Below are 19,909 nucleotides of genomic sequence, written 5' to 3'. Positions count from 1 at the left end.
CCGCCGCCATCGCGGGCAAGCCCGCTCCCACAGGGGCATCAGTGGCCTGTGACTACTCGGGTTAAACCTTCAACCGGATCGGCATATACCGGACCCAATCGATCAAGACGACCGCTCCAAGCGGTCAGCGCCAACGCGACCAGCACCACCAGGCCACCAATCCATGCGGTGTGAATCAGGCCCATGTGAGCAACGATCAAGCCACCGCCCCACGCGCCACCGGCAATGCCAAGGTTGAACGCGGCGATGTTCAGGCCCGACGCGACGTCCACCGCCTGCGGGGTGTGATGTTCGGCCTGACGCACCACGTAAACCTGCAGGCCCGGCACGTTGCCGAACGCAACCGCACCCCAGACCAGCACGGTGGCCAAGGCCAGCCATGGGTTTCCAGCGGTAAAGGTCAGTATGAACAACACGGCAGCGAGCAGGGCAAAGATGATTTTCAGGGCGCTGATCGGGCCGCGTTTGTCCGCCAGTTTGCCGCCCCAGATATTCCCGACGGCCACCGAGATGCCGTAGACCAGCAGCACCAGGCTTACGGTGCTGGCGCTGAAGCCGGAAATGTCCTGGAGAATCGGTGCCAGGAAGGTAAACGCGATGAACGAGCCGCCGTAACCGACCGCGGTCATGGCGTACACCAGCAGCAGACGGGGTTGCTTGAGCACCTGCAATTGCTGCAACAGTGAAGCCGGTTTGCTGTGGGCAATGTTTTTCGGCACGTAAAGCAGGCTGCCGATGAACGCGATCACCCCCAGTGCAGACACCGCGAGGAAGGTTTCACGCCAGCCGAAATGCTGGCCAATGAACGTCCCCAGTGGCACGCCGGTGACCAGCGCCACCGTCAGGCCGGTGAACATGATGGCGATTGCGCTGGCGGCTTTCTCCTTCGGCACGAGGCTGGTGGCGATGGTCGAACCAATCGAAAAGAACACCCCGTGGGCCAGGCCAGTGACGATCCGCGCAATGATCAGCGACTCGTAGCTCGGCGCTTTCCAGGCCAGCAGGTTGCCGAGGGTGAACAGCACCATCAGCGACAACAGCAGCAATTTGCGCGGGACTTTGCCAGTGAGGGCGGTCAGCACCGGGGCGCCAATGGCAACGCCCAATGCGTAGAGGCTGACCAGCAGGCCGGCGGACGGCAGGCTGACGCCAAGGTCGGCGCCGATGGTGGGTAACAGGCCAACGATGACGAACTCGGTCGTCCCGATGGCGAAGGCGCTGAGGGTCAGCGCGAGCAAGGCAATGGGCATGGCTGCAACTCCGGTGGATTGATTGATGGAGCGCAGTGTCCGGGTTTGGGTTGTGTGGAAAAATAGAGGGATGGGCATTTGATATTTGCCTCTCGCGCAAAGATCAAAAGCCCCCCCTCACCCCAGCCCTCCCGAAACGTCGGACCGCCCCCAAAGGGGCGAGGGGACTGACCGAGTTGTTCTTAGAGCTACATCGACCTGAAAGCCCTGAGTCGAACTCAGGTTTGAAGAACATGAGGATCGGCTCCCTTTCCCCCTCTCCCCTCTGGGGCGGTCCGATGTTTCGGGAGGGCTGGGGTGAGGGGTGGCCCCTGATTTCACCCCAATAACCGAACTTGCCTACACTTTCCCGATCAGTTCCTTACAGACCCTTTTGCAGGAGCGCCGCGTTTGTTCAAGCTCAAGACCGCGATACTACTGGGGGCATTGTTGATTCTGGGCAGCAACGAGCTGGAGGCAGCCGCACTGCCGGGTGTGCCGGCGGCGGCCACGGCCACGACACCACTGGCCCACCCCGAACCGCTGGTACAGGGTGGTTTGCTGGGGGCCATCAGTTCGAGCATTGATCAAGTCCAGGGAAAACTCGATCTCAACGAGGACCTGCTGGACGCCTGGCGTCTGCGGGCAGACCGGGCAGCGGTTGAGGTGGATCAACTGGTCAATCATCCATCGTCCCGTTCAAGCTGGAGCGTGGCGGGGGATTTCCTGCTGTTGTCCGGTGTGTGGATTGGCGTTTTCGCGCTGCTCTGGTTGCTTGGCGGGCTGCTCGCCAAACGTCTGTGCCAGAACCGCCTGCTGCTGACTCGCGAGCGCGGTCAGGCATTACTGGGGTATGTGTTGCCCTACACGGTTCCGGCGCTGATCAGCCTGCCGCTGACGCTGTATGTCAGCCACTTTCTGCAAGTGTCCGCCGGCCGGGCACTGGCATTGTGTTTCGCCTATGCCACCAGCAGCGGCATTTTCGCCGCGTCGTTGCTGTTGTCGCTGGTGGTGCTGTTCAACGCCGGCCACAAGCGCCGGGCGGTGCAGATTATTCGTCAATACAGCCCACGCCCGCTGTTTTTGATGGGCTTTCTCGTGGCGCTGAGCGACGGCTTGACCAGCCCGCAGATCGCCCGCCTGCTCGGCGGCAATCTCACCAGCAGCGTCGCGGTGTTCACCGGGGTGGCGGCTTCGGTCACCTTTGGCATTTTGGTGATCAAGATGCGCCGTCCGGTCGCCCATCTGATCAGTATTTTGCCGTTGGCCCAGCGCCTCAGCCAGCCGGCCTTGCGTGAAATGCTGCGGATCTTTTCCGGGCTCTGGTACTGGCCGATTCTGTTGATGGTGCTGGTGTCGGTGATCAACCTGATCGGCATTGGCGATGACAACCAGAAAGTCCTGCGCTGTGCGCTGTTTACCACGGTGTTGCTGATTGCGATGGTGTTTCTCAGCACGTCGCTTCATCACCTGTTCAAGTCGCGCAGTGAGTTGGCCGTGCGCCGCAGCAGTGCCTACAAAGAACGCTTTATCAGCCTTTCGCACGCGTTGCTGCGCATCGCCCTGGCGATTGTGTTCATCGATGTCCTGGGGCGCATCTGGGGGGTGTCGCTGTTTGAATTTGCGGTGAGCAATGCGGTCGGCCGGGCGATCAGTGATTCCCTGAGCCGAATCGGTTTGATTTTCCTGGTGACCTGGATGGTTTGGGTGGTGTTGGACACGGCGATTCAGGAAGCCCTGAAACCCCCTGTCAGCAAACGCTCGGCGCGCCAGCCCAGCACCCGGGTCAAAACCATCCTGCCGCTGCTGCGCAACGCGATCAAAATCGTCCTGGTGGTGATCTGCGCCATCACCACCATGGCGAACCTGGGGATCAACGTTGCACCCTTTCTGGCCGGTGCCGGAGTCGTGGGGCTGGCGATCGGTTTCGGTTCCCAGCAGCTGGTGCAGGACGTGATCACCGGATTGTTCATCATCATCGAAGACACGTTGTCGATTGGCGATTGGGTGGTGCTCGACTCTGGCCACGCCGGCACCGTCGAAGGCCTGACGATCCGCACCTTGCGCCTGCGCGATGGCAAGGGGTTTGTGCACTCGGTGCCGTTCGGTCAGATCAAGGCCGTAACCAATCAATCGCGGCAATTCGCCTATGCGTTTTTCTCGGTGCAATTCACTTATGACACCGATGTCGACAAGGCTATCGAATTGATCCGCGAGGCCGGGGATTCCATCCGCGACGATGCGTTCCTCAAGTACAACCTGCAAGGGTCGTTGGATGTGTTTGGTGTCGACAAGATGGACCTCAATGGCGTGGTGCTGACGGCGCAGTTCCGCACGGTGTCGGGTGGGCAGTACGCGGTCAGTCGCGCGTTCAACCAGCGTTTGAAAAAGCTTGTGGATAACAGCCCGTGGGTGCATTTCGCGCAGACTTATCCACAGCAGGTCTTGATGCCCAGGCAGGCTGTTGAGCCGCTGCAAAACGATGGACTTGCATCGGAGCATTCAACGGTGTTCCTGCCGGATCAGCCGAGAACCCAATGATTTGAGTGAGCTTACTGGCCCCTTCGCGAGCAAGCCCGCTCCCACAGGGGATCTGTGTCTGAGCAAGGTTTTGTGGCCGACACAGATCCCCTGTGGGAGCGGGCTTGCTCGCGAAGAGGCCGGACCAGACAGCATCAATGCTGGATCAGTTTGATACGGACCTCAGTACTGGCCTGCTGATCCAACTCCAGCCAGAAAATCTGCTTGCCGGCAATCTCGGCGGCAGCGGGCAATCCATCTCGATACACCAATCGATTACTCGCCAATGCCGGTACTTTTGCACCCGGTAAAAGCGTCCCGGCAAGGTTCAGTGGATCAACCCCACACACGGCAATCAAACTCCCGTCATGCGGCCGTCGTCGCACCTCGCGCAGCAACGGTATGGCCTCGGGCAACGCAAACTGTTCACCGGCCAAGCCACTGACAAACCTTCCGCCGCGAATCTCGCCCCGAGCTTCCAGCCGGTGGAACGTGCGCAACAATTCCCGCCAGCTCGGCAACCAATCCGCTTCACGTTCCAGCAAGCGCCAGAACACCACGCCGTAGCGCCGGAGCAAGGTCATGGCGATGTGTTCCAGGGTGTCGGTCGGCGTCGGTGCCGGACGTTTGTTATCCACAATCGGAGCTTGCGCGCCGCGTCGCAGCAAGGCCCAGCGCCCGGCATCGTCCATCCCGCCGACAAACGCTCCGCGCCCGCGTCGGCTGCTGCGATTCTGGCGCTTGCTGGCCGGGGTGATCAGCGCTCGCAGACCGGCGAAGCTGTCGGCATTCACCAACCCGGCGCCGACCAATTCCTGCAAGGCGATTTCCAGTTCCGAGCGCAGCAGATGAGCCTCGTGAGTCAGCTCATCGAAAAACAGCGCGCCGTGTTGGCTCAAAGCTTCATAAACTTTTTGCGTCTTGGGTGACAGTTCGCTGACCGGCGTCTGCTCGGTCAATCCGCTCCACAATCCGACCTGACTGCGCGGCAGCAGCAGAATCGGTGTGCTGCGCAGCGCCGTGCTGGCGCTTTTGTTGCGTGCAGTCAGCCGCGTCCAGACCAGTTTGCCGCTGCGGCACAGGTCATCCAGCCAACTCGCTGAATAGTCTTTTATTCGCGCCGGCAGAATATCGCTGTCCCAGGCTGAAGCGGCGGCGGGGTAGCCTTCGAACTGACCGACTATCGCGGGCAATACTGCGTTGCCCTGACCCTGAGTTGTAGCGGACAGATGCTGCCAGTCGAACAGGAAACGCATGAAATCCTGCAACGCCACGGGCTCGATTTCCCGCCGCAGACGCTTGACGGTGTAGCGGTGAATCCGCGCCAGCAGGTGGCGCTCGCACCATTCTTCCTCAGCCGTGCCGGGGGTGAATTGACCGCGCAACACATAGCCTTCGCGTTCCAGTTGCGCCAACGCCTGGGTGACTTGAGTTGCCGGTAGTCCGAGCGGTTCGGCAATCGCTTTCAGCGGCAACGGACCGAATGCGCTGAGTCGCGCACGGATCACTTCCAGCACCGCTTCGTCCGTCGTCCAGACTTCATCGAACCCGGGCAACGCCTGCAACGGTGGCTGCAAAATCGCGTGTGGATACATCGCGTTCAGGCAAGTCAGCCGCTCCAGTGCCAACCACAGAACTTGCCCGGTATTGACTTGCAAGCGGCTGGCGCGACCGCTGTCGGCCAGGGCGTTCAGCCAATCGAGCCAGTCTGGATTAGCCTGGGCCTCGGCGGCGGTGATGCATGCGAGGCTCATCAACGCCTCATGCATTTCATCGACGCCAGTGGGCGTTGGCCAGGCTTCCTCGCGCACCGCTTCAATCGCCTCAGCATCCAGCGCCCCGAGGTCGTCGGTGGACTGTGGATCGCTCCAGCGGCGGTTGAGCACTGCTTGAGTGCGACGCTCTTCCAGCGGCGCATCGTCGAGAAAGGTGTAGGGCCGGGCGCTGAGAATTTCCGCTGCCAGCGGTGAAGGCGCTGGCAGGTCGCGGCTGATCAGGCGGATGTCACCGCGCTCCATTCGCCGCAACAACGCCAGCCAGCCTTCGCTGTCCATGGCTTCGTGCAGGCAGTCGTCGAGGGTTTGTTCCACCAGTGGATGGTCGGGAATTTCCCGTTCGCCGGCGAGGTTTTCCACGCAGGCCATCTGATCGGGAAATACGCTGGCGATCAGGTCTTCGCTTTTCATCCGCTGGATCTGCGGCGGGACTTTGCGCCCGCCACTGTAGCGTGGCAGCGCCAGCGCGACCCCGGCATTCCAACGCCAGCGCACACCGAACAGCGGGGCCTCGATCACGGCTTGGATCAGGGTGTGCTCGGCGCTGTTGCTGTGCAGATAGCGCCAGACATCGTCGAGTTCAAAACTGTGGCCGGTGGACAGCGACAGCACGATGGCGTCTTCGCTGGCGGCGGCCTGCAATTCGAAGTTGAAGGTGCGGCAAAAACGCTTGCGCAAGGCCAGGCCCCAGGCGCGGTTGATGCGGCTGCCGAACGGCGTGTGAATGATCAATTGCGTGCCGCCGGACTCGTCGAAAAACCGCTCCATCAGCAACGTGTCTTGTGAGGGCAGGGCGCCCAATGTCAGGCGCGCACGGGCCAGGTAATCGACCAATTGTTCGGCACTGGCCAGGTTCAGACCGAGGGTGTCGGTCAGCCAGTCGGTCGCGGGCTGCAAGTGACCGGGTGTGGCGCCGAGCAGCGCATCGAGTTGCGCTTGCAGGCGGGCCACGGCGAACGACAGTTCCGCGCTGCGTCCTGGGGCTTCGCCGAGCCAGAATGGAATGGTCGGCGGTTGGCCTTGAGCGTCTTCGACCCGGACCTTGCCGGTTTCAACGCGCAGAATCCGGTAGGAGGTGTTGCCCAATTGGAAGATATCGCCGGCAATGCTTTCCACCGCAAAGTCTTCGTTGACGCTGCCGATGTTCAACCCTTGGGGTTCGAGTAAAACGCTGTAATCGGCGTTGTCCGGGATCGTCCCGCCGCTGGTCACGGCCGTCAGCTTGGCGCCCCGGCGACCGCGCAGGGTCCGGGTTACAGCGTCGCGGTGCAGGTAAGCGCTACGGATGCCCAGGCGACCGTTGTAGCCTTCAGCGAGCATCTGCAGCAGCGCTTGATAATGTTTTTCGTCGAGCTCGCTGTAGGGCGAGGCGTTGCGGAACATCTCCAGCAGCGCCTGCTCCTGCCATTCCTGGCAACTGACCTCGGCGATGATTTGTTGCGCGAGTACATCCAGTGGTGCCTTGGGTATCAGTAAGGTATCGAGTTCGCCGCGCCGCACGCAGTCGAGCAGGGCGGCGCACTCGATCAGGTCGTCGCGGGTGGTGGCGAACAAACGGCCCTTGGGCGTACCGCCGACCTGGTGCCCGGAGCGGCCGACCCGTTGCAGAAACCCGGCAATCGAACGCGGCGAAGCAATCTGGCAGACCAGGTCGACATCGCCGATGTCGATCCCCAGTTCCAGGGACGCCGTGGCGATCAACACTTGCAGCTCGCCGCGCTTGAGGCGCTGTTCGGCGTCGAGACGAAACTCCTTGGCCAGACTGCCGTGGTGAGCGGCCACTGCGTCCTTGCCGAGGCGTTCGCTCAAGTGACGGCTCAAGCGTTCGGCGAGGCGTCGGGTGTTGACGAAAATCAGCGTGGTGCGGTGTTCGCGGGCGAGGGCGGCGAGGCGGTCGTAGACCAGTTCCCAGATGTCGTTGGCCATCACTGCCGACAACGGCACGGGCGGCACTTCGATGTCCAGATCCCGCGGGCGGGCGTGGCCGATGTCGATGATTTCGCACTCACGATCACGGCCAACCAGAAACTGCGAGACGGCTTCAATGGGTTTTTGCGTGGCAGACAGGCCGATCCGCATCAGCGGTTGCGCGCACAACGCTTGCAGCCGCTCGAGGCTCAGGGCGAGGTGGCTGCCGCGCTTGCTGGCGGCGATCGCATGAATTTCGTCGACGATCACCGTGCGCGTGGTGCTGAGCATTTGCCGACCGGAGTCGGAGCCGAGCAATACGTAAAGGGATTCCGGGGTGGTCACCAGGATGTGCGGCGCGGTCTTGCGCATCGCCGAGCGGTCTTTTTGCGGTGTATCGCCAGTGCGCACGGCAGTGTTGATCTGCAATTGCGGCAGGCCCATCTCGCGTAACTGCTCGGTGATGCCGGCCAGCGGGTTTTGCAGGTTGATCTGGATATCGTTGGACAAGGCCTTTAGCGGTGAAACGTAGACCACCAGGGTTTCATCCGGCAATCCGCCTTCAGTTTCCAGGCCGCGGTGGACCAGATCGTCGATGACGGCGAGGAACGCGGTGAGGGTCTTGCCGGAGCCCGTGGGTGCGGCGACCAGGGTCGAACGGTGCTGGCGGATCAACGGCCACGCCCGGGCCTGGGCGGCGGTGACCGTCGGGAAGGTGCTGCTGAACCAGGCGCTGACGGCGGGGTGGAAGCCTGCCAGGGCGCTGTCCGTCGGGATTGGCAGATTCATGGAGCAATTTATGCGGGCGGGGGGCTGAAGATGCAAGTACCGCTCAAGCCCTCTGGTGGTCCTTAGGGCGCCTTCGCGAGCAAGCCCGCTCCCACATTTGAACGGTATCGGTCACAAATTATGGGTACACAGGAGATCCAAATGTGGGAGCGGGCTTGCTCGCGAAAGGGCCTGAACAGGCGGCGCATATCTCAGGGATCTACACTTTACGGATGACGGTTGCGCACTAAACCCGCAAAATGCAACGATTCCGGCAACTATCGACGGCATCGCCCCCGAGCGGTGTCGATAAAGCCATTGTTTCAATCAGACTGGGCCTGCTGACTCTATGCGAATGCGCCTTATGTTACTGGGCGGCGGAAATGCCCTTGGGCAGGCGCTGATTCGCCTCGGTGCGGAGGAAGATATCGGCTTCCTCGCCCCCCGCCCACCGCAAGACGGCTGGGACGCCGCGAGCCTGACGCAACTGCTCGACGACACTCGTCCAGACGCGTTGATCAACCTCGCCTATTACTTCGACTGGTTTCAGGCGGAGACGGTCAGTGAACAGCGTCTGGCCGGGCAGGAACGGGCGATCGAGCGTCTGGCCGAACTGTGCCAGCATCACAACATCGTGCTGCTGCAACCGTCGAGCTATCGGGTGTTTGATGGCTCCCGGGCGACGGCCTACAGCGAAAAAGACGAGCCGGTACCCTTGGGCCTGCGCGGTCAGGCCTTGTGGCGGATCGAACAAAGCGTTCGCGCCACCTGCCCGCAACACGTGTTGCTGCGATTCGGCTGGCTGCTGGATGACAGCCCCGACGGCACCCTCGGGCGTTTCCTCGGTCGCGCCGAACTACCGGAAGAATTGCTGATGGCCGATGATCGTCGGGGCAATCCGACGCCGGTGGATGACGCCGCCCGAGTGATCATCTCGGTCCTCAAGCAACTCGATTGCTCGGCGCCGCTGTGGGGCACCTACCATTACGCCGGGCATGAGGCGACCACGCCGCTGGCGCTTGGGCAGGCGATCCTCACCGAAGCACGCGCCCTGCATCCGCTGGCCATCGAAGCGCCGACCGCCCAGGCTCACGCCGCCCGGCCCGACGCCGCCGAAGAACCGCAACACGCGGTGCTGGCCTGCAAGAAAATTCTGCACACTTTCGGGATCAAGCCCCGCGCCTGGCGTGCGGCACTCCCGGGCTTACTGGATAGGTTTTATCGCCATGGCTGACGGCCCTGTTTTAATCACCGGCGGCGCCGGTTTCATCGGCTCGCACCTCACCGATGCCTTACTCGCCAAGGGCCATTCGGTGCGCATCCTCGATGACCTCTCCACCGGCAAACGCAGCAACTTGCCGCTGGACAATCCGGGCGTCGAACTGATCGTGGGCGATGTCGCCGATGCCGCGCTGGTCGCGCAGGCGATGGTCGGGTGCAGCGCGGTGGCGCACCTTGCTGCCGTGGCGTCGGTGCAGGCGTCGGTGGATGACCCGGTGAAGACTCACCAGAGCAATTTCATTGGTTCGCTGAATGTCTGCGAAGCCATGCGCCAGGCCGGCGTCAAACGGGTGCTATATGCGTCCAGTGCAGCGGTCTACGGCAACAATGGCGAAGGCGAGTCGATCGACGAAGACACGCCCAAGGCACCGTTGACGCCCTACGCGTCGGACAAGTTGGCGAGCGAGCATTACTTCGATTTTTACCGTCGCCAGCATGGTCTGGAACCGGTGATTTTCCGCTTCTTCAACATCTTCGGCCCGCGCCAGGATCCGTCCTCGCCGTACTCCGGGGTGATCAGCATTTTCAGCGAACGTGCACAGAAGGGCCTGCCGATCACTGTGTTCGGTGACGGTGAGCAGACTCGTGATTTCGTCTACGTCGAAGACCTGGTCGACTTGCTGGTGCAAGCCATCGAGAAACCGCACGTCGAAGTCGGTGCGGTCAATGTCGGCTGGAATCAGGCCACGACCCTCAAGCAAATGCTTGAAGCCCTTGAAGCGGTGGTCGGTCCATTGCCGCCGGTAAACCATGGCCCGGCGCGCTCCGGTGACATCCGTCACTCGCGAGCGAACAATCAGCGTTTGCTGGAGCGCTTTACCTGCCCTGAGCAGACACCGATGCATGTCGGCCTGGCGCGGTTGTTGGGACGCTGAGGTTGATAGATCGTTCCCACGCTCTGCGTGGGAATGCCTCAATGGACGCTCTGCGTCCGCTTCGGCATGGGACGCGGAGCGTCCCGGGCTGCATTCCCACGCGGAGCGTGGGAATGATCAAGGCGCCTTTCGAGGCGCCTTTTTTATGTGGCGGGTTTAGAACTTGTAACCCAGGCCAACCATGTAGATGAACGGGTCTACGTCCACATCGACCTTGGCGCGAGTGCCTTGTGCCACTGCGTTGTTTTCTACGGTCGCGGTGGTGTCGATGTCGATGTAGCGCACCTGGGCGTTGATCATGATGGTGTCGGTCAGCATGTAGTCGGCGCCGACCTGGAACGCCATGCCCCAAGAGTTATCCGCCTTGAAATTGCTGAAGCCGTTGGCGCTGGCTTCGCTGCCAACGTGCTCGTCGTAGATCCAAGTGTAGTTGATACCAGCGCCGACATACGGCTGGAACGCAGACTTCGAGTCCAGTGGGTAGTACACAACGCTCAGCGTCGGTGGCAGGTGTTTCAGCGAACCGAGTTTGCCGTTGGCTGCGCCCAGGGCGGTGCCTTTGAGCTTCACGTCATGCTCGAACGGCGAGGCCGCCAGCAGCTCGATCCCCCAGTGGCTGTCGAGCATGTAAGCGAAGTTCAGACCCAGCTGCGTGTCGCTGCTCATGGTGGCCTTGCCACCCAGGTTCGTACCGGCCAGCGGACCTTGATCAACCTTGACGCTGGAGCTGTCGGCTTTCGGGTTGACGGTGATTGCACCGGCACGAACGATGATATCGCCGGCTTCGTGGGCGTAGGCTAACGGTGCTGCGAGCGCGAGGGCAAACAGCGAAGCGCTGAGCAAAGACTTGTGCATGGAGGGCTCCAAAGGACGTTAAAAATGTTTGATGTCCAATGGTACGGAGGCGTCTGATACGGTCTTTTGACTCAGCTCAATGAAACAGTGATGGCCCTGGTTTTTGTGGAACCTTTGAGGGCCTCATCGCGAGCAGGCTCGCTCCCACAGGGGATTTGTGTTGATGCACAGATCAAATGTGGGAGCGGGCTTGCTCGCGAAGGCTATCTATCAAACACCCCATAACTACCGGTTTCACTCCGGCAGCTCATACACATAAATCTTGTCGGCCTGCATCTGATACCCGGCATCCGCCAGCTCGCTGGTCGAGGCCTTGACCTCCAACGCACCCTCAATCCAGTACGGCTGATACAGCTCATCCAGCTTCACGCCGACTTCGCTTTTGACATGCACGATCTGATTCGACGGCGGTGGCGGCACGTGGATGCAGGCGCCGAAATAAGGCACCAGCAGAAACTCGGTAGTGCGACCTTCTTCACTCACTTCCAGCGGCACGATGTAGCCCGGCAGCCGAATGTTCTGACCGTCGAGACTCTTCACCACCGGCGCATTGGGCATGTCTTGCTTGGCCGCGGGCGCCGACTCGGCGGCCAACGCGTTGCCCATTTGCGACAGGTCGTGCAGCGGCGTCATGTTCGGCACTTCCGGCGCGGCGTCCGGCGGGATCATTTCTGACCAGGTCAGGTCTTTCGGCTCGGCCGCCCACAGGGGCAAGGCGACCAGCATCAACAGCGCAAGCACAACGCGGGGCATGTTCAACGTCCTCATAAACGGATCGACAGGCCATCGGCCAGGGATTGGCGATACGCACGCCAGGCCGGCACGCTGCCCATCAGCAACGCGGCGATCAGGATGCCACCGAGCAGCGTCCATTCATATTCGCTCGGCCAGGCCAGCGGCAGGTACAAGCCGTAATTGGCTTGCACATAACCTTGGGCCAAGGCGATGCCCACATACAGCAGCGCCACACCGGCAATCACGCCCGACAGCGCCAAGGCAAACGCCTCCAGCACCAGCAAGGTCGCGATGTGCCACGGCCGGGCGCCCACCGAACGCAGAATCGCCATCTCCCGACGGCGTTCGTTGAGGCTGGTGAGGATCGCCGTGAGCATTCCGATCAACCCGGTCAGCACCACGAACAGCGACACCACGAACAAGGCTTTTTCCGCCGTGCTCATCAAACTCCACAGCTCTTGCAGCGCCACGCCCGGCAGGATCGCCAGCATCGGTTCACCCCGGAATTCGTTGATCTCACGCTGGAGTGCGAAGGTCGAAATCTTGCTGTTGAGGCCGAGCATGAACGCGGTGATCGCTTGCGGCGTCAGGTCCATGTTGCGCGCCTGGTCGGCACTGATCCGACCATTGCCGCGCGCCGGCACACCGTTATGCCAGTCGATGTGAATCGCTTCCATACCGCCGAGGCTGATGTGCAACGTGCGGTCCACCGGGGTGCCGGTGCGTTTGAGAATGCCGACCACGGTGAACGGTTTATCGTCGTGCTTGACCAGACTGATCACCGCCACACCGTGGGCCAGCACCAGTTTGTCGCCGAGTTTGTAATGCAGCGCATCGGCCACTTCGGCACCGAGTACCACTTCGAACGGATCGGTGGCGAAGGCGCGGCCGTCGGCCAATTCCAGGTGTTGCTGATGACCGTATTGGTAATGCTCGAAGTACGCCTCGGTGGTGCCCATCACGCGGTAACCGCGATGGGAGTCGCCGAGGGACATCGGGATCGCCCACTTCACTTTCGGGTTGTTGGCGAAGTGTTCGAAGCTGTCCCAGCGGATGTTGTTGGTGGCGTTGCCGATGCGGAACACCGAGTACAGCAACAGGTTCACCGAGCCGGAACGGGCGCCGACGATCAGGTCGGTACCGCTGATGGTGCTGGCGAAACTGGCCTTGGCCTCGGTGCGCACCCGCTCCACCGCGAGCAGCAGGCAGACCGACAGGGCGATGGCGAACGCGGTGAGGATCGCGGTGAAGCGGCGGTTAGCCAGGCTGGCCATGGCTAGACGAAACAAATACATCTCAGACCTCGGACGGGGTGGCGGCACGATTGAGATCGGCCAGCGACAGGTGGCGATCGAACAGCGGTGCCAGGCTTTGGTCATGGCTGACGAACAGCAGGCTCGACCCGGCTTCGCGGCATTCGGCGAACAGCAAGCGAATGAAATTCTCGCGAGCGTCGTAGTCCAGGGCCGAAGTCGGTTCGTCGGCGATCACCAATTCAGGCTGACCGATCAACGCGCGTGCAGCGGCCACCCGTTGCTGCTGGCCGATGGACAGCGAATCGGCGCGACGGCTTAGGATGCTCTCGTCCTTCAGACCCAAGTGGGCGAGGAGGGTGGCCGCCGCCTGATCGACGCTGCCGTGACGCTGGATCGCCCGTTGAGTGCGCAGTTTGGAAAAGTGGCAGGGCAACTCAACGTTTTCGCGCACCGAGAGAAACGGCAGCAAGTTGAACTGCTGGAAGATGTAGCCGGTGTGATTGACCCGGAAGCGGTCGCGAGCGCCGGCTGAGAGTTCGCTCAGCTCCTGGCCCAACAATCGGATGCTGCCGCGATTGGGCTTCTGCACACCGCCGAGCAGCCCGAGCAGGGTGGTCTTGCCGCTGCCGCTGGGGCCTTTGAGGAACAAGGTTTCGCCGGGTTCCAGGCGAAACGCCGGGATATCCAGCAGCGGCGGATGACCGGGCCAACTGAAGCCCAGGTCGGACAGTTCGATGAGTGCTTGGGTCATAGCGCCGATTTCATGGGTTTTGGGGGACTTGTCTCAATATCACATCCAACACCAACCCCTGTGGGAGTGAGCTTTGTGGCGAGGGGATTTATCGAAACGTCGCACCGCCCCGTTGGGTCGCGAAGCGGCCCTAAAAAATGGGACTGCTGCGCAGTCCAACGGGGATAAATCCCCTCGCCACAAAGCCCGCTCCCACATTGGTTCTACGGTGAATTTAGAATTTCAGGGCGGCAGCCTTGGCCGTCACTTCTACGCCTTGTTGGCCGCTCGGGCTGATCAGTTGTACCTGAATCTTCTGGGTCGCCGGGAAGGTGTTGAAGATGTTGCCCAGATCCAGGGTTTTCAGCGCACCCGGTGCCGAGCAGCTGAATTGATAATGAGCGTGGATTTCGCTGTGGTCGTGGTGATGTTCGCCCTTGGTCTCTTCGTCGGCATCTGGCTTGTCGCCGAACAGCGGGCTCTCCAGTTCCTGTGTCGCGACCACGCAACCAGCGGCTTTCGGCAGGTTGAACAGCACCAGCGGTTTCTCCAGATGCGCACGAACCACGGCAACTTTGGCTTTGTCGGCGTCGGTGGTGGCGGCGTGTTCGAAACCCACCAGGTTCATCGCCGGGCTTTCCAGTTCCAACTCCAGGGTCTGACCATCCAGCGCTGCGTTCAGGCGACCGACACCATGTTCGTGGGCGCTGAGGCTGCCGTGTTCATGATCATGTTCATCGCCAGCGTGGGCAACGGCCAGCGGCAACAGGGCAAACGGCAGAGCGAGAAGCAGACGGCGCATGGCGGGTCTCCGAAAAGTAAAATGAAGAATTTGTTATGTAATCTTATAACGTAAGTGCCGAGAGTTTGACCGCCTGCTTGGCGTTGCACAAGTCCCATGGGAGCATGCAAGCCAGAAATGTGCAGGAGCAGACTTATGTTGCGTATACGCGGAAGCATCGGCGACTGGCCGGTGGATTTGACGCTGGAGATGGATGACGGCGACTGGGCACGGCTCGGTGCGCAGTTGCAGGCGGTGAAACCGGAGGCCGGTGCAGCGCCGGCAAAACCGGTCAATCAGGATGATGCGCTGTGGCAGATCGCCAAGGATTTGCTGCGCAAGGCCGGGCAATTGAGCGGGCCGGATTTGCTGGATCAGTTAGAAGGTTTGACCGGCAGCGCGGCGTCGGGCAAACGCTTGCTGGTGCGTTTGCGTCATTGCACTGATGTGAAAGTGACGAGCGGCGGGGATACGCCGCTCTACAGCTGGCAAGAGCCAGCGTAGGAGCACAGCTTGCTGCGGGCGGCGATCCGACGATGGCGTACCTGAGATCGCCATCGCCGGCAGCCGTGCTCCTACGGAACGGGTTAATACAACGCAGCAAACAACTTGCGACGGTACGTGGTCACCAGCGGGTGATCGTTGCCCAGCAGTTCGAACACCTGCAGCAAGGTCTTGTGCGGCAGGCCTTCGCTGTAGCTGCGATTGCGCACGAACAGCTTGAGCAACCCATCCAGCGCCGCGTCGTACTGCTGACGGGCCAGTTGCTGGATCGCCAGCTGATAAACCGCTTCATCGTCCTGCGGATTTTTTGCCAGACGCGCTTTCAAGTCTGCCGCATCCGGCAAATCCCTGGCCTGACCGAGGAACTGGATCTGCGCCTTGGCGCCGGCCAGCGCGGCCTTGTGTTCATCGGTCTTGACCGCGTCGAGTACGATTTGCGCTTCGCCCAACTCACCACGTTCGGTGAGGCAGCGAGCGTAGAGAATCAGCGCCTTGGCATTGGTGTTGTCTTCGCCCAACAGCACTTTGAGGATGGCTTCGGCATCGGCAAAGCGGTTGTCATCGAACAGCGCCTGAGCTTGCTCAAACGGATCGGCAGCCGTCGGCGGTGGCATTTGCACGTGAGGTTCGAGCATTGTGCGCACGGCGGATTCCGGCTGTGCACCGGCAAAACCATCCACCGGCTGACCGTCCTTGAACAGCACCACCGTCGGCAAGCTACGAATACCGAAGCGCGAAACGATGTCCGGCTCGACGTCGCAGTTGACCTTGGCCAGCAGCAACTCGCCCTGATAGCTCTCGGCGATGGTTTGCAGCATCGGCATCAACGCCTTGCACGGCGCACACCATTCGGCCCAGAAGTCCACCAGCACCGGTTTGTGGAAAGAGTTCTCGATCACCGACTGCTCGAAATCGGCAGTCGTGGCGTCGAAGATGTACGGCGTTTCCTGACTCATGGGGGATCTCTTGAAAGCGTGAATGGGGCAACTATACGACTTGGCGGGGTGTGGCTGAAAGTGTGGGCAGTCTGACAGATTGCCTTCGCGGGCAAGCCCGCTCCCACAGGGGAATGCGGTCAACTGTGGGAGCGGGCTTGCTCCAGGCGGCGTTCCGACGAAGCTTTTAGCTAACGCCGCGCATGGTAGAGGCTCACATGCCGAAACTCTTCGGGCTCGGCCAGATCGGGCAGGGTCATCGCTTCCAGCATCTCGATGCGTCGATACAACGGGTGGCGAAAATCCCTCACCCGTGAATCCGCCACCAGGGCTTGCTGCCCGCGACTGAGGAATTCATCGAGCAACGGCAGATTTGCCCGGTCGTACAGCACATCGGCCACCAGAATCAGATCAAAGCGATCCGCTTCGGTGAAAAAATCCGTCGAGTAATCAAGGTGTACGTCATTGAGTTCGGCATTCGCCCGACACGCGGCAATCGCCAGCGGGTCCAGGTCACAAGCCACCACTTCCAGCGCTCCGGCTTTTACCGCCGCAATCCCCGCCACCCCGGAACCGGCGCCGAAATCCAGCACCCGTTTGCCCTCGACCCAGTGCGGGTTCTGGGCGAGATAACGGGCGACCGCCAGCCCACTGGCCCAGCAAAAACTCCAATAAGGCGGCTCATGGAGAATTCGCCGGGTTTCTTCCGGGCTGAACGCGCGGTCCATGTTGTCGCCGTCGATCAGCCAAAGCTTCAGATCGGTGTCCGGCAATTCACAGGCAACCAGCTGTGCGTCACCGAGCAGTTCACCTAGCGCCTGTTGCAGGTTGAGCGGTGCAATCATGGGGCTTTGACGAATTGCAGCTGACCCAGTACTTGCGTCGTTGGCTGCGTGATGATCTGCGGCGGCAGGTGCAAAATTAGCTGGCCGGACTGGCTGGCGCGGCCGCGCAGTTCAACGCGGGCACCGACCGGAAAGGATTCCGGATTGAATCGCAGATGAAACGGCAGAACCTGATTGGTGCCGATCAGGCTGGAGCTGGCCAACAATTGTTGCGGGCGGCCCTTGTCATCGATCACCAGCAACGCCAGTTCGACTTCGGCGTCGGCCGGCACGCCTTGCAGGGTGCCGCTCAATTCACGCTGATACGCGGGCAATGGGCCGAGGTTGGCCGATTCCCTGGCTTTCTTCTGCGCGGCCTGTGGCGCGGGGCCTGGCGTCGGCGGCTGGGGCTTGGGCGCATCGCTGCTGCAGGCCACCAGCAGGCTGAAAAGACTGAGCAAAACGAGCGGTCTTAGGGACATTTTCGGCTCCAGCAAGGTGAAATCCATGGATCTAGCTCTATAGCCCGTCTGTATACCGCAAACCCTATGGCTTGTCTTGCCACGGGGATGCGCTACCATGGCCCTCCCTTTTTTTGTTGCCTGCCACCATGCACTGTCCCTTCTGCGGTGCCAACGACACCAAGGTCATCGACTCGCGTCTGGTCGCCGAGGGCGAACAGGTACGCCGCCGGCGTGAATGCCTGGCCTGCGGCGAGCGTTTCACGACGTTCGAGACGGCCGAACTGGTGTTGCCGCGCCTGATCAAAACCGACGGCAGCCGCCAGCCGTTCGACGAAGAAAAACTCCGCGCCGGCATGCAGCGTGCGCTGGAGAAGCGCCCGGTGAGTGTCGAGCGCCTGGAATCGTCGTTGGTGCACATCAAACACAAACTGCGCGCCACCGGTGAGCGAGAGGTTAAATCCCTTGTCGTCGGTGAACTGGTGATGGCCGAGCTGCAAAAGCTCGACGAAGTCGCCTACATTCGTTTCGCCTCCGTGTATCGGCGCTTCCAGGACCTCAACGAGTTCCGCGAAGAGATCGATCGCCTGGCCAGAGAGCCGGTGAAAGAATGACCACCTCTGTAGAACTTGCCATTCTCGACGCCCATTACATGGCCCGCGCGCTGGAACTGGCGCGCAAAGGTCATTACACGACACACCCCAACCCTCGGGTGGGCTGCGTGATCGTGCGTGACGGGCAAATTGTCGGCGAAGGCTGGCACGTGCGCACCGGCGAACCCCACGCCGAAGTCCACGCCCTGCGCGACGCCGGCGACAAGGCTCGAGGCGCCACCGCTTACGTGACTCTCGAACCTTGCAGCCACCATGGACGGACGCCGCCTTGTGCCGATGCGCTGGTACATGCCGGTGTGGCTCGGGTCGTCGCGGCGATGCAAGACCCGAACCCGTCGGTTGCCGGTCGTGGCATGCAGCGCCTGGCCCAGGCCGGCATCGCTACCGAAAGCGGCGTGCTGGAAGGCGAAGCGCGCAAGCTCAATGAAGGTTTCCTCAAGCGCATGGAGCACGGCTTGCCGTTCGTGCGGGTCAAGTTGGCCATGAGCCTCGACGGTCGCACGGCGATGGAAAGCGGCGAAAGCCAATGGATCACCGGCCCTGCGGCGCGTTCGGCGGTACAACGCCTGCGCGCTCAGGCCAGCGTGGTGCTGACCGGCGCCGACACGGTGCTGGCGGACAATGCCCGTCTCACCGTGCGTGCCGATGAGTTGGGCCTTGATCCTGAGCAAACGGCCCTGGCCATGAGTCGTCCGCCACTGCGTGTGTTGATCGACGGCCGCCTGCGCGTGCCGCTGGATGCACCGTTCTTCAAGGCTGGCCCGGCGCTGGTCGCCACGTGCATGGCGATCGAAGAGCAATATGCCAATGGTCCGGAATGCCTGATCGTTGCGGGCGAGGATGGTTTGGTCGACCTGCGTAAACTGCTGGTCGAACTGGCCAATCGCGGAGTCAACGAAGTGTTGGTCGAAGCGGGGCCGCGTCTGGCCGGGGCTTTCGCTCAGCAAGGGCTGGTGGACGAGTTTCAGATTTTCATCGCTGGCAAGTTTTTAGGTTCGTCTGCGCGTCCGTTGCTGGATTGGCCGCTCGCGCAAATGAAGGATGCGCCTGAACTCAAAATCACCGAAATCCGCGCGGTTGGCGATGACTGGCGAGTCATCGCCATTCCTTCGCCAGCGGCGAGCGTATAATTCCGGGCCTGCGCCACGCGACGGCCCTGTTCTCGAGGAGGACTCCATGTTTACCGGCATCATCGAATCCATCGGCAGTATTCGTGCATTGACCCCCAAAGGCGGAGATGTGCGGGTATACGTAGAAACCGGCAAGCTCGACCTGAGCGACGTCAAACTGGGCGACAGCATTGCGGTCAACGGCGTGTGCCTGACAGCAGTTGAGTTGCCAGGCAACGGCTTTGCGGCGGACGTCAGTCGCGAAACCCTCGACTGCACCGCGATGAATGATCTGAAAAGCGGCAGCCCGGTGAACCTGGAAAAAGCCCTGACCCCGACCACTCGCCTCGGCGGGCATCTGGTCAGCGGCCATGTCGATGGCGTGGGCGAAGTGGTTGCCCGTACCGAGAATGCTCGTGCGGTGGAATTCCGCATCCGCGCGCCGAAAGAACTGGCCAAGTACATCGCCCATAAAGGCTCGATCACCGTCGACGGCACCAGCCTGACCGTGAACGCGGTCGATGGCGCCGAGTTCATGCTGACCATCATTCCGCACACCCTGAGCGAAACCATCATGGCGTCGTACCAGCCAGGTCGCCGGGTGAATCTTGAAGTTGACTTGCTGGCACGTTATCTGGAACGCCTGTTGTTGGGCGATAAAGCCGCAGAGCCCACGTCCAGTAACATCACCGAAAGCTTTCTGGCCGCCAACGGCTACCTCAATTCCTGAAACTCAATTTTGAAAGAAG

17 protein-coding genes are annotated in these 19,909 nt (G+C 61.4%); 7 read left to right on the top strand and 10 right to left on the bottom strand.

Annotated elements, in window-relative coordinates; translation table 11 throughout:
- Positions 1–38: 38 nt before the first annotated feature.
- On the bottom strand, positions 39–1,250 hold the full coding sequence (locus DFS28_RS20370) for an MFS transporter (protein ID WP_111451217.1): 1,212 nt from the start codon (positions 1,248–1,250) through the stop codon (positions 39–41).
- A gap of 390 nt (positions 1,251–1,640) precedes the next feature.
- On the opposite strand from DFS28_RS20370, the gene DFS28_RS20365 reads away from it, so the two are divergent.
- A complete protein-coding gene (locus DFS28_RS20365; RefSeq protein WP_111451216.1) occupies positions 1,641–3,770 on the top strand; it encodes a mechanosensitive ion channel family protein in 2,130 nt (709 codons plus the stop codon).
- Between the two features lie 134 nt (positions 3,771–3,904).
- On the opposite strand, the gene DFS28_RS20360 is transcribed toward DFS28_RS20365, so the two are convergent.
- Positions 3,905–8,221 carry a DNA glycosylase AlkZ-like family protein gene (locus DFS28_RS20360; protein ID WP_111451215.1) on the bottom strand — a complete coding sequence of 1,439 codons (4,317 nt, stop codon included), beginning with the start codon at positions 8,219–8,221 and terminating at the stop codon, positions 3,905–3,907.
- A gap of 328 nt (positions 8,222–8,549) precedes the next feature.
- On the opposite strand from DFS28_RS20360, the gene DFS28_RS20355 reads away from it, so the two are divergent.
- The gene (locus DFS28_RS20355) at positions 8,550–9,434 is read left to right on the top strand and encodes a sugar nucleotide-binding protein (protein ID WP_046047341.1); all 885 of its coding nucleotides are present in this window, start codon (positions 8,550–8,552) and stop codon (positions 9,432–9,434) included.
- Positions 9,427–10,356, top strand: a complete 930-nt coding sequence (locus tag DFS28_RS20350; RefSeq protein WP_111451214.1) for an NAD-dependent epimerase/dehydratase family protein — start codon at positions 9,427–9,429, stop codon at positions 10,354–10,356. The genes DFS28_RS20355 and DFS28_RS20350 overlap by 8 nt, the downstream gene beginning before the upstream one ends.
- A 156-nt stretch (positions 10,357–10,512) precedes the next feature.
- On the opposite strand, the gene DFS28_RS20345 is transcribed toward DFS28_RS20350, so the two are convergent.
- The 5 genes from DFS28_RS20345 to DFS28_RS20325 form a co-directional block, all read right to left on the bottom strand.
- The gene (locus DFS28_RS20345) at positions 10,513–11,211 is read right to left on the bottom strand and encodes an OmpW family protein (protein WP_111451213.1); all 699 of its coding nucleotides are present in this window, start codon (positions 11,209–11,211) and stop codon (positions 10,513–10,515) included.
- A gap of 234 nt (positions 11,212–11,445) precedes the next feature.
- Positions 11,446–11,964, bottom strand: coding sequence for a DUF3299 domain-containing protein (locus tag DFS28_RS20340; protein WP_111451212.1), 519 nt, complete (start codon positions 11,962–11,964; stop codon positions 11,446–11,448).
- An 11-nt stretch (positions 11,965–11,975) separates the two neighbouring features.
- Positions 11,976–13,241 (bottom strand): ABC transporter permease, encoded by a 1,266-nt coding sequence (locus tag DFS28_RS20335; protein ID WP_024164579.1) that lies wholly within the window; start codon positions 13,239–13,241, stop codon positions 11,976–11,978.
- 1 nt (position 13,242) lies between these two features.
- Positions 13,243–13,953, bottom strand: coding sequence for an ABC transporter ATP-binding protein (locus DFS28_RS20330; protein WP_111451211.1), 711 nt, complete (start codon positions 13,951–13,953; stop codon positions 13,243–13,245).
- 214 nt (positions 13,954–14,167) lie between these two features.
- On the bottom strand, positions 14,168–14,734 hold the full coding sequence (locus DFS28_RS20325) for a DUF2796 domain-containing protein (protein ID WP_111451210.1): 567 nt from the start codon (positions 14,732–14,734) through the stop codon (positions 14,168–14,170).
- Between the two features lie 135 nt (positions 14,735–14,869).
- On the opposite strand from DFS28_RS20325, the gene DFS28_RS20320 reads away from it, so the two are divergent.
- On the top strand, positions 14,870–15,217 hold the full coding sequence (locus tag DFS28_RS20320) for a hypothetical protein (RefSeq protein ID WP_111451209.1): 348 nt from the start codon (positions 14,870–14,872) through the stop codon (positions 15,215–15,217).
- A gap of 83 nt (positions 15,218–15,300) precedes the next feature.
- Here the strand turns inward: DFS28_RS20320 and trxA are convergent, their stop codons facing one another.
- From trxA to DFS28_RS20305, 3 genes are all read right to left on the bottom strand, one after another.
- A complete protein-coding gene (trxA, locus tag DFS28_RS20315; protein ID WP_111451208.1) occupies positions 15,301–16,173 on the bottom strand; it encodes a thioredoxin in 873 nt (290 codons plus the stop codon).
- 170 nt (positions 16,174–16,343) lie between these two features.
- A complete protein-coding gene (locus tag DFS28_RS20310; RefSeq protein ID WP_111451207.1) occupies positions 16,344–16,997 on the bottom strand; it encodes a methyltransferase in 654 nt (217 codons plus the stop codon).
- The gene (locus DFS28_RS20305) at positions 16,994–17,458 is read right to left on the bottom strand and encodes a hypothetical protein (RefSeq protein ID WP_111451242.1); all 465 of its coding nucleotides are present in this window, start codon (positions 17,456–17,458) and stop codon (positions 16,994–16,996) included. Before DFS28_RS20305 ends, DFS28_RS20310 begins: the two co-directional genes overlap by 4 nt.
- 128 nt (positions 17,459–17,586) lie before the next feature.
- On the opposite strand from DFS28_RS20305, the gene nrdR reads away from it, so the two are divergent.
- From nrdR to DFS28_RS20290, 3 genes are read left to right on the top strand one after another with little or no spacing between them, the layout of a single operon-like run.
- A complete protein-coding gene (nrdR, locus tag DFS28_RS20300; RefSeq protein ID WP_003228656.1) occupies positions 17,587–18,051 on the top strand; it encodes a transcriptional regulator NrdR in 465 nt (154 codons plus the stop codon).
- Positions 18,048–19,181, top strand: coding sequence for a bifunctional diaminohydroxyphosphoribosylaminopyrimidine deaminase/5-amino-6-(5-phosphoribosylamino)uracil reductase RibD (gene ribD / locus DFS28_RS20295; RefSeq protein WP_111451206.1), 1,134 nt, complete (start codon positions 18,048–18,050; stop codon positions 19,179–19,181). Before nrdR ends, ribD begins: the two co-directional genes overlap by 4 nt.
- 46 nt (positions 19,182–19,227) lie before the next feature.
- Positions 19,228–19,890: a riboflavin synthase gene (locus DFS28_RS20290; RefSeq protein ID WP_111451205.1), complete on the top strand. Its 663-nt coding sequence runs from the start codon at positions 19,228–19,230 to the stop codon at positions 19,888–19,890.
- Positions 19,891–19,909: the final 19 nt, after the last annotated feature.

It is taken from the genome of Pseudomonas sp. 478, assembly GCF_003254125.1.
Taxonomy (GTDB): Bacteria; Pseudomonadota; Gammaproteobacteria; order Pseudomonadales; family Pseudomonadaceae; genus Aquipseudomonas.
This window is presented reverse-complemented; position numbering and strand designations above follow the sequence as displayed.

Bases quoted from the DNA above. Each gene is read 5' to 3' on its own strand.
- DFS28_RS20290 (WP_111451205.1), top strand. From the start codon at position 19,228: ATGTTTACCGGCATCATCGAATCCATCGGCAGTATTCGTGCATTGACC.
- ribD (WP_111451206.1), top strand. From the start codon at position 18,048: ATGACCACCTCTGTAGAACTTGCCATTCTCGACGCCCATTACATGGCC.
- DFS28_RS20305 (WP_111451242.1), bottom strand. From the start codon at position 17,458: ATGTCCCTAAGACCGCTCGTTTTGCTCAGTCTTTTCAGCCTGCTGGTG.
- DFS28_RS20370 (WP_111451217.1), bottom strand. From the start codon at position 1,250: ATGCCCATTGCCTTGCTCGCGCTGACCCTCAGCGCCTTCGCCATCGGG.
- DFS28_RS20350 (WP_111451214.1), top strand. From the start codon at position 9,427: ATGGCTGACGGCCCTGTTTTAATCACCGGCGGCGCCGGTTTCATCGGC.
- DFS28_RS20335 (WP_024164579.1), bottom strand. From the start codon at position 13,241: ATGTATTTGTTTCGTCTAGCCATGGCCAGCCTGGCTAACCGCCGCTTC.
- DFS28_RS20330 (WP_111451211.1), bottom strand. From the start codon at position 13,953: ATGACCCAAGCACTCATCGAACTGTCCGACCTGGGCTTCAGTTGGCCC.
- DFS28_RS20360 (WP_111451215.1), bottom strand. From the start codon at position 8,221: ATGAATCTGCCAATCCCGACGGACAGCGCCCTGGCAGGCTTCCACCCC.
- DFS28_RS20340 (WP_111451212.1), bottom strand. From the start codon at position 11,964: ATGCCCCGCGTTGTGCTTGCGCTGTTGATGCTGGTCGCCTTGCCCCTG.
- DFS28_RS20355 (WP_046047341.1), top strand. From the start codon at position 8,550: ATGCGAATGCGCCTTATGTTACTGGGCGGCGGAAATGCCCTTGGGCAG.
- DFS28_RS20325 (WP_111451210.1), bottom strand. From the start codon at position 14,734: ATGCGCCGTCTGCTTCTCGCTCTGCCGTTTGCCCTGTTGCCGCTGGCC.
- DFS28_RS20345 (WP_111451213.1), bottom strand. From the start codon at position 11,211: ATGCACAAGTCTTTGCTCAGCGCTTCGCTGTTTGCCCTCGCGCTCGCA.
- trxA (WP_111451208.1), bottom strand. From the start codon at position 16,173: ATGAGTCAGGAAACGCCGTACATCTTCGACGCCACGACTGCCGATTTC.
- nrdR (WP_003228656.1), top strand. From the start codon at position 17,587: ATGCACTGTCCCTTCTGCGGTGCCAACGACACCAAGGTCATCGACTCG.
- DFS28_RS20320 (WP_111451209.1), top strand. From the start codon at position 14,870: ATGTTGCGTATACGCGGAAGCATCGGCGACTGGCCGGTGGATTTGACG.
- DFS28_RS20310 (WP_111451207.1), bottom strand. From the start codon at position 16,997: ATGATTGCACCGCTCAACCTGCAACAGGCGCTAGGTGAACTGCTCGGT.